This window comes from Limnohabitans planktonicus II-D5 (assembly GCF_001270065.2).
Lineage (GTDB): Bacteria > Pseudomonadota > Gammaproteobacteria > Burkholderiales > Burkholderiaceae_C > Limnohabitans_A > Limnohabitans_A planktonicus.
The window spans coordinates 133,037-146,429 of record NZ_LFYT02000001.1; the positions used below are offsets into that span (position 1 = coordinate 133,037).

Consider the following 13,393-nt stretch of genomic DNA (forward strand, 5'->3'; position numbering starts at 1 on the left):
GCCACCTTTAAAGGTTTGAGGCGGCAGGTTAGAAAAACTTCATCGCGGTACACGTGCAATTCGTGCAGTGTTGTAGTCGTTGATCACATCGCAAGGGGTGTACCAACGATCAATTTCGTGCAACTCTTGTGGGCTGAGCTGTATGTCCAAGGTGGCAATGTTTTCATCCAGTTGGGCCACTGTTTCAACACCGATCAAGGTGGAGGTGACACCGGCACGGCTGTTGACCCAGGCCAGTGCGACTTGCGAGGACTTCAGGCCGCGCTCTTGCGCCACACGCGCCACAGCCAGAGCGATATTTCGGCTGGTTTCATCGCCGTATTGATCTGTTGTGAAGTTGTCTGTTTTATTGCGCAGCGATTCCACTTGACCTGTCAGCAATCCACGCGCCAATGGCGAAAATGGTGTCACTGCGATGCCTTCACTGATGCAGTAAGGAATCATCTCTCGCTCTTCTTCACGGTATGCGGCGTTGAGTTGGCACTGCATCGACACGAAGGGGCTCAAACCCGCTTGCTTGGCCACTTCGTTCATTTTCACGAACTGCCAGGCATACATGGTTGACGCGCCGATGTATCGGATTTTTCCAACTTTGATCAGATCATTGAGCGCTCTCATGGTTTCTTCCATGGGTGTCATGGGATCAAAAGCATGGATGACAAACAAGTCCAGATAGTCGGTGCCCAGTCGCTTGAGTGATGCATCCACCGAATCCATGATGTGCTTGCGTGACAGACCTTGGTCGTTCACGTCATCACTCATGGCGTAAAAGCATTTGCTGGCCAGCACGAGCTTGTGGCGCGGCGTGCCTTGGATGGCACGGCCGACCACTTCTTCAGACACGCCCATTGAATAGAAGTTTGCCAAATCAATGAAGTTGATGCCGCGCTCAATGGCCGCCTGAATCACAGGCGTAGAAGCCGCTTCATCCAACACCCATGGACGCCATTTTGGCGTGCCGTAAGTCATCGTTCCCAAACACAGGCGCGACACCTTCATGCCGGTTCGACCCAAATTGACGTATTGCATCTCGCGTCTTTCAGTTCTTGGGGGTGTAAAAAGGATTGCTGACAGCGGCTGCAGCGGCTGTCACGGTGGCCAAGGAGGGCTCTTGCTTCAGAGCGGCCGTCACAGCACCTTTGGCTGCGGCGTAGTTGTTGGCAAACACTTCGTCGGCATCATTGGCTGACCAATTGACCCACACGGCTGCAATCACGCACCAGTCGTTTTCTGCTTCGGCAGGCAGCACGCCTTCGAGCAAACATTCCTGCACGCCTTTGGCCACACCGGCTTGTGCGGGGCCCCAAGTCATGGTTTCGTGTTGATCGCCACGCAAGTCAGCTTTGTTGATGAATGCCGTCATGGGTTTAACGGGCACGCCGGGTTGCAACACCACCATATAGGGCAAATGTCCTTTGGTCGGCGAGGACAGTGCACCTGCCCATGCATTGCCTACCGGCCCAGTTTTGGGGCCAACCATGACGTTGATGTGTGCAGCATTCGGGCCGCTTCCGATGAATGATTCGCCAATGAACATGTCTAATTTCCAGAAAACTATTTAGCAACTTGAGAATTTGTAATCCTCATGAGCCTGTGTCTTTCACCTTGTCGATGCGCGGGTGAACTCACAGTGCCGGTCAGTAATGTCGTTTCATTCAATCTGATTTACAAACGATAGTTGTTTAGTTCTTTTATGAGTTTTTGTAATTTCCTGCTGGTTTACCATAGTATTAGTTTTTCTCATGTAAGATGATTGCAAAAATCGTTTGATTTTGTAAATTCCTTACCTAAAGTAGCTTTCACTTTTTACAGGTTCACTCATGCTCGAAAAACTGTCCCACCCCCATTTGTTGCAGACCGGCGCGCTCATTCAAGGCCAATGGTTGTCCGCCCCCGATCTTTACCCTGTCCACAATCCTGCAAGCGGCGAAACCTTGGCCCAGGTCGCCAAGGCAGGTGCCGATTTGGCCGAGCAAGCAGTCGCTGCAGCCAGTCAAGCGTTTGTGTCGTGGCGTGCGACCACCGCCAAACACCGCGCTGGCATTCTTCGTCGCTGGGCAGATTTGATGATGCAGCACCAAGAAGACCTGGCACAGTTGTTGACGGCTGAGCAAGGCAAGCCCTTGAGTGAAGCGCGTGGTGAAGTGGCGTATGCGGCCAGTTTTCTGGAGTGGTTTGCCGAAGAGGGCAAGCGTGCCTATGGCGATGTCATTCCCACGCACAAACCCGATTCACGCATCTTGGTGCTCAAAGAGCCTGTGGGCGTTGTGGCGGCCATCACGCCTTGGAACTTTCCCTTGGCCATGGTCACGCGCAAATTGGGCCCGGCTTTGGCCGCAGGCTGCACCGTCGTGCTCAAGCCTTCTGAAGAAACGCCTTTGTCGGCGCATGCATTGGCTGTGTTGGGCCATGAAGCCGGTTTGCCCCCTGGCACGATCAACGTGGTGTCCGGTGATGCCGCGGCCATTGGCGGTGCATGGATGGCCAGTGATGCCGTGCGCAAAGTGTCTTTCACAGGCTCGACCCGCGTGGGCAAGTTGTTGATGCGTCAGGCTTCGGACACGCTGAAAAAAGTCTCTCTGGAATTAGGCGGCAACGCGCCGTTCATTGTGTTTGATGACGCAGACATCGATGCTGCCGTGGTCGGCGCTATGGCCTCCAAATTCCGCAACACAGGACAAACCTGTGTCTGCGTGAACCGGTTTTTTGTGCAGGATGGCGTGTATGAAGCCTTCACCACCAAACTGGCCGAAGCTGTGCGTGCATTGAAAGTGGGCAATGGCCGTGAACCTGGCATGACCCAAGGGCCCTTGATCAACCAGGCGGCCTTGAGCAAAGTGCAGCGCCATGTCGAGGATGCCCTGAGCAAGGGCGCTCAGGCGCTTTGTGGTGCTCAGCCCGATGCTTTGGGTGGCACTTTCTACCAGCCCACGGTGTTGATCAACGCCAACGATCAGATGGAGATGGCGCACGAAGAAACTTTCGGCCCCGTCGCGGCCTGCTACCGTTTCAGCAGCGAGGAAGAAGTGATCCGCTTGGCCAATGCCACAGCGTTTGGCTTATCGGCCTACTTTTACAGCCGTGACTTGGCGCGCGTTTGGAGCGTTGCCGAGAAACTGGAGGTGGGGATTGTCGGCATCAACGAAGGCATTATTTCTACGGAAAACGCGCCCTTTGGTGGTGTCAAAGAGTCAGGCATGGGCCGTGAAGGCTCCCATTACGGCCTGGCCGATTACATGGAAATCAAATACTTGCTGATGGGTGGCTTGCGAAAGCCTGGTTGAGTTTCGATGAGCCTTCTGACGCAAAGTGTCGAGTATTTGTATGCCATCTCCGGCCCCTTGGCTTTTTTGGCTTACTTTCCGCAAATACTGACCTTGCTCCACAACAAGGATGGTGCCCACAGCACCTCCTTGTTGACGTGGCTCATGTGGGTCGTCTCCCTGGGCATCAACACCGCTTATGCGGGTTTGATCAATGGCGATCTTTATTTTTTGATCTCGTCAGCCAGCGGGTTCGCGGGCTCTGTCCTGGTGTTCGTGATCGCCTGTTACAAGCGCTCGCGCTTTGCCCAAGCGCAGTCGTCAATCTGAATGCTCAGTGGGTTGGCTGATGATGCGACGCACCGTATCGGACGCAAAACCGCGACTGAGCAAATAGCGCATTTGCTGGGCCCGCTCTTTCGCATCTTGGGGGGGCTGGCCAAACTTTTTGCGCCAAACATCCCGCGCACGTTCGGTTTCAGTCGCGCGCAAGCCATTCAGGGTTTCGGCCATTACATGGTCATCCAGCCCCTTTGAGCGCAGCTCTTGTTGGATGCGCGCCGCGCCCATTTTGCTGGCGCGTCGGTTGACCACCGATTCGACCACCCGCTGATCGTTGATGAAGTCCTTGGCCTGCAAGAAATCCAGCGCTTGTGCAAGCTCACCCGGAATTTCCTCATAGGGCTTCAATTTTTGTTCCAGCTCCTGGCGCGAATGTTCGCGCTGGCTCAAAAGCCGCAGGGCGCGGCCTTTGAGCGAGGGCTGAAATCCCAAGGCCTTGCTGGCCTTGGGCTTGTCTTGGGCCTGCTCATCGACATCTTCAACAGACATGTCGTGTGCGCTCACAAGGCTGGCTGGTGTGAAGGGCCTCAAGCCACCACGCCGCTGACGTCAGCGCCTTTGGCTTCTTTAGGCTCTTTGGCGGCTTTGGCCGCTTTGGGAGCTTTTTCTTCTTTCACGGCGGGGGCATTGGCGTCTGCCGCGAGCAGGGGAATGCCCAAGGATTCACGCACTTTGTTTTCGATCTCAAAGGCCAGGCTGGGGTTTTCGCGCAGGAATTCGCGGGCGTTGTCGCGGCCTTGGCCGATTTTTTCGCCCTGATAGGCGTACCAGGCACCGGCTTTTTCGATGATTTTGGCGGTCACCCCCATGTCGATGATTTCGCCGTGGCGGCTGATGCCCTCGCCAAACAAAATGTCAAATTCTGCTGTCTTGAAGGGCGGCGCGACTTTGTTCTTGACCACTTTGACCTTGGTCTCGTTGCCGATCGCGTCGTCACCCTTCTTGATGGTGCCGGTGCGGCGGATATCGAGACGCACCGAGGCGTAGAACTTGAGCGCGTTACCACCCGTGGTGGTTTCAGGGCTGCCGAACATGACGCCGATCTTCATGCGGATTTGGTTGATGAAGATGACCGTGCAGTTGGTCTTTTTGATGGTGGCGGTCAGCTTGCGCAGGGCCTGGCTCATCAAGCGCGCTTGCAGGCCGGGCAGGCTGTCGCCCATATCGCCTTCGATTTCGGCCTTGGGCGTGAGGGCAGCGACCGAGTCCACCACCACCAGGTCCACCGCGCCAGAGCGCACCAGGCTGTCAACGATTTCCAGGGCTTGCTCGCCGGTGTCGGGCTGGCTGATCAGCAGGTCTTGCAGGTTGACACCGAGGTTTTGGGCGTATTGCACGTCCAGGGCGTGTTCGGCGTCCACAAAAGCGCAGGTGCCGCCCAGGCGCTGCATTTCAGAGATGACTTGCAGGGTCAGCGTGGTTTTGCCAGACGATTCAGGGCCGTAGATTTCGATCACGCGGCCACGGGGCAGGCCACCCACGCCCAGCGCGATGTCCAGACCCAAGGAGCCGGTGGAGACGACCTGGATGTCCTGGATCACCTCGCCTTCGCCCAGACGCATGATGGTGCCTTTGCCAAATTGTTTTTCAATCTGGGCCAGGGCGGCTTGCAGGGCTTTGGCTTTTTCGGTGTTGGCTTCGCTCATGGAAATCTCCTTGAATATCAATGGGTTGGGGCATTCAGCTGCGCCTGAATTGGCTGTTTACTGGATGCGTGAACAGTACTGTAAACGAGCTGTATAAAGCTGTAAACACTATTTTTGGTCAGTTTGCCTTACTATATAAGCATGTCCATCACACACCGCGCCCACCCCAGTGATCCAACAAATCTGGCCGATGAGCGCTGGCGCGAAACCCATCTGGGCCGTTTGCTGGGGCATGCCATGCGTCGCTTTGACGAGCGCGTGCTGAACCTGATGGCGGGCAACGAGGGCGTGCCGCTGGCGCTGGCCAATTTGGCCTCACGCGACCAAATCAGCGCAGCGCATGTGCACATCACCCGGCATCTGGCGCTGGAGGGCTCGCGTTTGACGGATTTGTGCAAAGCCGCAGGCATGAGCAAACAGGCCATGGGCGATCTGGTGGACCAATGCGCCGCCTGGGGCTTGGTGGAACGCTTGCCCGACGCGCTGGATGCACGCGCCAAGCGCGTGGCCTTCACCCCCGTGGGCCTGGCTTGGCTGCAGGCGTTTAAAGATGCGGTGTCGCAAGCCGAAACCGAATTCAAAGAAGCCGTGGGGGAAGACGTGGCCACGGTAGTGGCCCTGGGGCTGGAAGCGTATGCGCATTGAGGCAGGATGCAGGTCGCAAATCGGCTGCTTCAGCCACGATAGGGGTCCGCGCCAAACCCCATGATGTCGGACTCTGCGAGTGCCGACCTACAAGACCACCCATGCCTTCGTAGGTCGGTGGTCGAAGACCCCGACGTTTGGCCTGATCGACCAACTTCACCTGAAGCCAGCGCTTTGCGTCAATGGTGCAACGTCGGACTCTGCGAGTACCGACCTACAAGGGCCATGTATTCGTAGGTCGGTGGTCGAAGACCCCGACGTTTGGCCTGATCGACCACCTCCGCCTGAAGCCAGCGCTTTGAGTCAATCGTGCAACGTCGGACTCTGCGAGTACCGACCTACAAGGGCCAATGCCTTCGCAGGTCGGTGGTCGAAGACGCCGACGTTTGGCCTGATGGACCACCTTCGCCTGAAGCCAGCGCATTGTCGCAAGCGTGCAGCGTCGGAATCTGCGAGTACCGACCTACAAGGGCCAATGCCTTCGTAGGTCGGTGGTCGAAGACCCCGACGTCAGGCCTGATGGACCACCTTCGCCTGAAGCCAGCGCTTTGAGTCAATCGTGCAGCGTCGGACTCTGCGAGTACCGACCTACAAGGGCCAATGCCTTCGTAGGTCGGTGGTCGAAGACCCCGACGTTTGGCCTGATCGACCACCTCCGCCTGAAGCCAGCGCTTTGTGTCAAGCGTGCAGCGTCGGACTCTGCGAGTACCGACCTACAAGGGCCAATGCCTTCGTAGGTCGGTGGTCGAAGACCCCGACGTTTGGCCTGATCGACCACCTCCGCCTGAAGCCAGCGCTTTGTCTCAAGCGTGCAGCGTCGGACTCTGCGAGTACCGACCTACAAGGGCCAATGCCTTCGTTGGTCGGTGGTCGAAGACCCCGACGTTTGGCCTGATCGACCACCTCCGCCTGAAGCCAGCGCTTTGAGTCAATCGTGCAGCGTCGGACTCTTCGAGTACCGACCTACAAGGGCCATGTATTCGTAGGTCGGTGGTCGAAGACCCCGACGTTTGGCCTGATCGACCACCTCCGCCTGAAGCCAGCGCATTGCGTCAAGCGTGCAGCGTCGGACTCTGCGAGTACCGACCTACAAGGGCCAATGCCTTCGTAGGTCGGTGGTCGAAGACCCCGACGTTTGGCCTGATCGACCAACTTCACCTGAAGCCAGCGCTTTGAGTCAATCGTGCAGCGACGGACTCTTCGAGTACCGACCTACAAGACCGCCAATGCCTTCGTAGGTCGGTGGTCGAAGACCCCGACGTCAGGCCTGATGGACCAGCTTCGCCTAAAGCCAGCGCTTTGAGTCAATCGTACAGCGTCGGACTCTGCGAGTACCGACCTACAAGACCGCCAATGCCTTCGTAGGTCGGTGGTCGAAGACCCCGACGTCAGGCCTGATGGACCACCTCCGCCTGAAGCCAGCGCATTGCGTCAATCGTGCAGCGTCGGACTCTGCGAGTACCGACCTACGGGAAGCCCTTGTCGTTATCGATCAATGCGCGGCTGACTGCATCTGCATACCAGCCCATCAACAGCTTCTCCAGACACTGAGAATCACACTCAGCCTGACACCCCCCATTTGGGTAGCACCACTGAACAACAACAGGAGACAACCATGCGAATTCTCATTGCTGAAGATGACCAGGTGCTGGCCGACGGCCTGTTGCGCACTTTGCGCAACGCCGGGGCGGCGGTTGACCATGTGGCCAGCGGCAGCGAAGCCGATGCGGCGCTGATGACCAACAACGAGTTCGACCTGCTGATTCTGGATCTGGGCTTGCCTCGCATGCATGGCCTGGAAGTGCTCAAGCGCCTGCGCTCACGCGGCTCCACATTGCCTGTGCTGATCTTGACGGCTGCCGACAGCGTGGAAGAACGCGTCAAGGGCCTGGACTTGGGTGCCGACGATTACATGGCCAAACCTTTCAGCCTGCAGGAACTCGAAGCCCGCGTGCGCGCCCTGACGCGCCGGGGCATGGGCGGGGCCACCTCGCAAATCAAACACGGTCCATTGCTGTACGACCAATCGGGCCGCGTGGCCACGATTGACGGCAAGATGGTCGAGCTGTCAGCGCGCGAGCTGGGCCTGCTGGAAGTGCTGCTGCAACGCGCCGGTCGCCTGGTCAGCAAGGACCAGCTGGTCGAGCGCCTGTGCGAATGGGGTGAAGAGGTCAGCAACAACGCCATCGAGGTCTACATCCACCGCCTGCGCAAGAAGATCGAAAAAGGCCCCATCCGCATCGCCACCGTGCGCGGTCTGGGCTACTGCCTCGAAAAAATTCCAGGCTGAGGCAGCCGTGCCTTGCCTCTCGCATGCAGCCGCCTGAGCGCCCCACAGGCATGACGTCACGGACCGGAATGTGAGGCTTTTCAAACGCGAACAACGCTCACTGTTCGGGGAAATCCTGGACTGGATGCTCACGCCGCTGCTGCTGCTGTGGCCCATCAGCCTGGCCTTGACGTGGCTGGTGGCCCAGGGCCTGGCCAACAAACCTTTTGACCGGGCCTTGATCTACAACGTGCAAGCGCTGGCCCAGCAAGTGAAGTTGGGGACCGACCAACGCGTGCAATTCAGCCTGCCACAACCGGCCAGCGAGCTGCTGCGGGCCGACGAAACCGATCTGGTCTATTACCAGGTGCGCGGCACGCTCAACGAACACCTGAGCGGCGAACGCGATTTGCCCCTGCCCCCTGCTGAAGAAGACAAAGGAAGCAGCTACGAAGTGCACATCCGCGACGATGAAATGCGCGGGCTGGAGGTGCGGGTGGCCTACACCTGGATTCGTCTGAACCCCGATGGCAAACACCCCGCCCTGGTGCAGGTGGCCGAAACCCGGGAAAAGCGCTCGGTGCTGGCCGCTGAAATCATCAAGGGCGTGATGCTGCCCCAATTTGCCCTCTTGCCGCTGGCGGTGCTGCTGGTGTGGCTGGCTCTGGTGCGCGGCATCAAGCCGCTGTCCGAGCTGGAAGAGCGCATCCGCGCCCGCCAACCCGATGACCTGAGCCCGCTGGACGACAAGGCCGTGCCCATGGAAGTGGCCCCGCTGGTGGTGTCTGTGAACGATTTGCTGGAACGCCTGAAGGATTCCATCGTCACCCAAAAACGCTTTTTGGCCGATGCGGCGCACCAGCTCAAGACCCCGCTGGCCGGGCTGCGCATGCAGGCCGACCTGGCGCAACGCTCAGACTCGAGCGAAGAAGACCTGAAAAAGTCCTTGCAACAAATTGGCCGCGCCAGCGTGCAAGCCACGCGCACGGTGAACCAGCTGCTGTCTTTGGCCCGTGCCGAAGGAGGCGGCACCAACCTCACGCGGCAAGCCTGCGACATGGTGCGCCTGACCAGCGAGGTGCTGCATGACTGCCTGCCCAGCGCCATGGACAAGGGCATGGACCTGGGCTATGAAGGTGTCGAAGCAGACACGCCAGGCGTCAGCGTCTTGGGCAACCCCATCTTGCTCAAGGAAATGGTGCGCAATTTGGTGGAAAACGCCATGCACTACACCCACAGCAGCCCTGAACGCACAGGCGTGATCACCGTGCGCGTGCTGGTCGATCCTTACAGCAAAGCCCTGGTCATTCAAGTGGAGGACAACGGGCCGGGCATTCCTGAGTCTGAACGTGAGTTGGTGTTCCAACCCTTTTACCGCGTGCTCGGCACGAATGTGGATGGCTCCGGGCTGGGCCTGCCCATCGTGCGCGAGATTGCCCAACAACATGACGCCACCATCACCATCGACGCCGCAAACCCCACCCAAAACCCACCGGGCACCTGCTTCACCTTGCGCTTTCAGGCGCCTGCTTGAAGTTGTCAATGCACCAAGAAGTGGTTGATTGGCAGTCGAGAACTCCGACAGGGGCCGAATGAAGCCCGCCAAAGTTGAATCAAGTTCAGCGCCGAAGCTGGCAAACGTCGGACTCTTCGAGTGCCGACCTACGGGAGCCATGTATTTGTTGGTCGGTGGTCGAAGACCCCAACAGGGGCTGCTGTCGCCCGCCAAAGTTGAATCAGGATCAGTGCCCAAGCTCACAAACGTCGGACTCTTCGAGTGCCGACCTACAGGAGCCGTGACTTCGTAGGTCGGCGGTCGAAGACTCCGACATGGGGCCTGCTGGAGCCCGCCAAAGGTGATTCAGGATCAGCGCCCAAGCTCCCAAACGTCGGACTCTGCGAGTGCCGACCTACAGGAGCCATGAATTGGTAGGTCGGTGGTCGAAGACCCCGACATGGGGCTGCTGAAGCCCGCCAAAGTTGAATCGGGTTCAGCGCCTAAGCGGGCAAACGTCGGACTCTTCGAGTGCCGACCTACGGGGGCCATGTATTTGTTGGTCGGTGGTTGAAGACCTCGACATGGAGCTTGCTGAAGCCCGCCAAAGTTGAATCAGGTTCAGCGCCCAAGCGGGCAAACGTCGGACTCTGCGAGTGCCGACCTACGGGAGCCATGTCTTCGTAGGTCGGTGGTCGAAGACCCCGACAGGGGGCTGCTGACGCCCGCCAAAGTTGAATCAGGATCAGCGCCCAAGCTCACAGACGTCGGACTCTGCGAGTGCCGACCTACGGGAGCGATGACTTTGTAGGTCGGTGGTCGAAGACCCCGACAGGGGGCTGCTGACGCCCGCCAAAGGTGATTCAGGATCAGCGCCGAAGCACACAGACGTCGGACTCTGCGAGTGCCGACCTACGGGAGCCTTGACTTCGTAGGTCGGCGGTCGAAGACCCCGACAGGGGCCTCCTGAAGCCCGCAAAGTTGAATCAGGTTCAGCGCCCAAGCGCGCAGACGTCGGACTCTGCGAGTGCCGACCTACGGGAGCCATGTATTTGTTGGTCGTTGGTCGAAGACCTCGACATGGAGCTTGCTGAAGCCCGCCAAAGTTGAATCAGGTTCAGCGCCCAAGCGCGCAGACGTCGGACTCTGCGATTGCCGACCTACGGGAGTCATGACGCACACATTGGGGCTGAATGCGTGCCAGCCATGTCATGCTTAAACCGCCGCCGTGACCACGATTTCGAGCTTCCATTCGGGCTTGGCCAAGTGGGCCTGAACGGTGGCGCGTGGCGGGGTGTGGCCGGGCACGACCCAGGCGTCCCACACGCTGTTCATGCCGGGAAAGTCGTTCAGGTCCGTCAAAAAAATCTGCGCCATCAGGATTTTGGATTTGTCCGATCCGGCCCTGGCCAGCAAGGTGTCTATTGCAGCCAACACCTGACGGGTTTGCCCGGCAATGTCTTGGCTGGCGTCATCGGGAATCTGACCGGCCAGATAAACCGTGCCGTTGTGGATGGCCGCTTCGGACAGGCGGGCGCCGACATCAATGCGTTGGATCATGGGAATGTGCTCAGAAGTTGAAAAGGCACCATCGTACCGTTCGCGTCCTGGGCAATGTGCACACCAATGCATGTTTCGCGGCCATCGCGACCCAGGACCAGTCCTGCAACTGCGGCCTGATCACCCATGGCGTGTCAGACCTTGCCCTGCTCGGGCCAGGCAAACAAGGGCGGCTGCTTGTTCAGAAACAGGCCCACGGCTTCGCGGTGCTCGGCGGTGCCTGCGGCCAAGGCCTGGGCTTGCGCTTCGGTGCTCAGCATGTCTTGCAGGCCGCCGCCCAAGGCGCTGTTCAGGCTGCGCTTGATGAGCGCCACAGCGGCGGGGGAAGCGCCCACAAAGCTGCGGGCCAGGGTTTGCGCACGGGGCAGCAGCTGGTCCGGCGCGTGCAACTCCATCACCAGCCCCAAGCGCAGGGCCTCTTGCGCGTCGATGTCGCGGGCAGAGAGCATGATTTCTTTGGCGCGCTGCACGCCCACCACGCGGGGCAAGGTGTAGAGCGCGCCCACATCAGGCACCAGCCCCACCTTGAGGAAGGACATGTTGAACCAGGTGCGTGGCGTGGCCAGCACGAAGTCGGCCGACAGCGCCAGGCTGAAGCCCGCACCAGCGGCCGCGCCATCGACGGCGGCGATCACCGGGCGGTCGAGCGTCAGCAGCACTTGCACCCACTCGTGCAGGGTCTGCATGCGCCCAAGCCAGCCGCCGTTGTCCAGATTAGCGGCCGCGATGTTTTTCAGGTCACCGCCCGAACAGAAGTGCCCGCCCGCCCCCGTGAGTATCACGGCGCGGATGGACTTGTCGTGCTGGATGTGTTGCAAAGCCAGCGACAGCTCGTCGCGCATGGCGGGCTCGAGCGCATTGCGTTTGCTGGGGCTGTCAAAGGTGATGGTGGCGACCTGGTCGGTCACGTCGAATTGCAGCAAAGAAGGCGAACTTTTTGAAGGGATGATCATGAGAGGCTCCTCAGCCTAAGGACAGGGGTTGGCTGCTTGTTGATCGCAGCAATTGTTGTAGGTCGGTGGTCGAAGACCCCGACATGGGAGCTTGTGCGGCGCGGCTTGTCTTGAAGCAAACGGTGCAAACGGCAGATGTCGGACTCTGCGAGTGGCGACCTACGAGATCACTTGGCGCACCCATTTCAAACTTCGAAATGCCGGATCAATAGGCCGAGTAATCGCGGCCACCGGCCAGGGAACTGCCACCGTCCACCGCCATGATGGCACCGGTGACGAATGCGGCGTGTGGCGACGCCAAAAACAGCGCCATGTCTGCGATCTCTTCCACCCGGCCCATGCGCTGCAGGGGTACGGACTGCGTCATTCGTTGCAGGGCTTCGGGCGTGGGCGCCAGGCGGCGAATGCCTTCGGTGTCGGCAATTGGGCCGGGCACGATGGAGTTCACGCGCACGCCCTCTGGCCCCCACTCCATGGCCAGCACCCGCGTGAGCATGTCCACGCCCGCCTTGGCCGCGCACACATGGGCTTGCAGCTTGGTGGGGTTGAAGGCCTGCGGTGCCGAGATGTTGATGACACAGGCACCCGGGCGGCGCAAGTGTTCGAAGCCTGCACGCATCACATGGAAGGTGCCGTTCAGGTCAATGTCCACCACGGTCTTGAAGCCGTTGGCCGACATGCCCAAAGCGGGTGCCAAAAAGTTGCCCGCCGCGCCAGAGACCAACACATCAAACGGGCCGATGGCGTCACGCGCCTGTTGCAGCACAGCGGCAATGCCGGGGGCGTCGCGCACGTCGGCGCTGTAACCTTCAATCTGCGTGCCGTGTTGGCGCAGCTGCTCAACGGCTTGGGCCACGCGCTCGGCGTTGCGGCTGGCAATGGCCACGTTCGCCCCGGCCTGCGCAAACGCGGTGGCGATGCCCAAGTTGATGCCGCTGCTGCCACCGGCCACAAACACCGACTGGCCTTTGAAACTCAAGGGGATGCGCATGGGGTCTCCTGTTGGAAAAAGTGAGATTTGCAAATGGATGCTTTGGCGTGGGCTCCTGCAGGTAAGCCGTCTGGCCCTCGTAGGTCGGTGGCTTTAGCCCCGACATGCAGCCTGAGCCGAAGCCCGCCATGTCGGACCTGAAGGTACCGACCTACAACTGCAAGCGATAGCTTGCGGGCCACGGGCACCCCATCGCCAGCAGGGTCGGCTCCTACACAACAAGCGGGGT

At 59.4% G+C, this 13,393-nt stretch carries 12 protein-coding genes; 5 read left to right on the forward strand and 7 right to left on the reverse strand.

The window, feature by feature from the left end; all coding sequences use genetic code 11:
- Positions 1–39: 39 nt before the first annotated feature.
- The gene (locus H663_RS20800) at positions 40–1,029 is read right to left on the reverse strand and encodes an aldo/keto reductase (protein ID WP_053173062.1); all 990 of its coding nucleotides are present in this window, start codon (positions 1,027–1,029) and stop codon (positions 40–42) included.
- Positions 1,030–1,039: 10 nt separating this feature from the next.
- Positions 1,040–1,537, reverse strand: a complete 498-nt coding sequence (gene fae / locus H663_RS20805) for a formaldehyde-activating enzyme (RefSeq protein ID WP_053173064.1) — start codon at positions 1,535–1,537, stop codon at positions 1,040–1,042.
- 283 nt (positions 1,538–1,820) lie between these two features.
- Here fae and H663_RS20810 point away from each other — a divergent pair, with 283 nt between their 5' ends.
- Positions 1,821–3,284: an NAD-dependent succinate-semialdehyde dehydrogenase gene (locus H663_RS20810; RefSeq protein WP_053173066.1), complete on the forward strand. Its 1,464-nt coding sequence runs from the start codon at positions 1,821–1,823 to the stop codon at positions 3,282–3,284.
- A gap of 6 nt (positions 3,285–3,290) precedes the next feature.
- Positions 3,291–3,593 carry a hypothetical protein gene (locus H663_RS20815; protein ID WP_053173068.1) on the forward strand — a complete coding sequence of 101 codons (303 nt, stop codon included), beginning with the start codon at positions 3,291–3,293 and terminating at the stop codon, positions 3,591–3,593.
- Here H663_RS20815 and recX read toward each other — a convergent pair.
- Together recX and recA are read right to left on the reverse strand one after the other, a co-directional pair.
- Entirely contained in the window at positions 3,585–4,094 is a 510-nt protein-coding gene (gene recX, locus H663_RS20820) for a recombination regulator RecX (protein WP_053173070.1), read from the reverse strand. The genes H663_RS20815 and recX overlap by 9 nt on opposite strands.
- A gap of 38 nt (positions 4,095–4,132) precedes the next feature.
- Positions 4,133–5,251, reverse strand: a complete 1,119-nt coding sequence (recA, locus tag H663_RS20825; RefSeq protein ID WP_053173072.1) for a recombinase RecA — start codon at positions 5,249–5,251, stop codon at positions 4,133–4,135.
- A gap of 141 nt (positions 5,252–5,392) precedes the next feature.
- Here recA and H663_RS20830 point away from each other — a divergent pair, with 141 nt between their 5' ends.
- The 3 genes from H663_RS20830 (at position 5,393) to H663_RS20840 (ending at position 9,699) form a co-directional block, all read left to right on the forward strand.
- On the forward strand, positions 5,393–5,896 hold the full coding sequence (locus tag H663_RS20830) for a MarR family winged helix-turn-helix transcriptional regulator (RefSeq protein WP_053173074.1): 504 nt from the start codon (positions 5,393–5,395) through the stop codon (positions 5,894–5,896).
- A gap of 1,615 nt (positions 5,897–7,511) precedes the next feature.
- Entirely contained in the window at positions 7,512–8,186 is a 675-nt protein-coding gene (locus H663_RS20835) for a response regulator (RefSeq protein ID WP_053173076.1), read from the forward strand.
- Positions 8,187–8,256: 70 nt separating this feature from the next.
- Positions 8,257–9,699, forward strand: coding sequence for a sensor histidine kinase (locus H663_RS20840; protein ID WP_053173078.1), 1,443 nt, complete (start codon positions 8,257–8,259; stop codon positions 9,697–9,699).
- A gap of 1,176 nt (positions 9,700–10,875) precedes the next feature.
- Here the strand turns inward: H663_RS20840 and H663_RS20845 are convergent.
- The 3 genes from H663_RS20845 to H663_RS20855 all read right to left on the reverse strand — a co-directional run bounded on the left by H663_RS20845 (position 10,876) and on the right by H663_RS20855 (position 13,164).
- Entirely contained in the window at positions 10,876–11,220 is a 345-nt protein-coding gene (locus H663_RS20845; RefSeq protein WP_053173080.1) for a RidA family protein, read from the reverse strand.
- 134 nt (positions 11,221–11,354) lie between these two features.
- The gene (locus tag H663_RS20850) at positions 11,355–12,173 is read right to left on the reverse strand and encodes an enoyl-CoA hydratase/isomerase family protein (protein ID WP_053173082.1); all 819 of its coding nucleotides are present in this window, start codon (positions 12,171–12,173) and stop codon (positions 11,355–11,357) included.
- Positions 12,174–12,378: 205 nt separating this feature from the next.
- Positions 12,379–13,164 carry an SDR family oxidoreductase gene (locus H663_RS20855; RefSeq protein ID WP_053173084.1) on the reverse strand — a complete coding sequence of 262 codons (786 nt, stop codon included), beginning with the start codon at positions 13,162–13,164 and terminating at the stop codon, positions 12,379–12,381.
- Positions 13,165–13,393 lie beyond the last annotated feature (229 nt).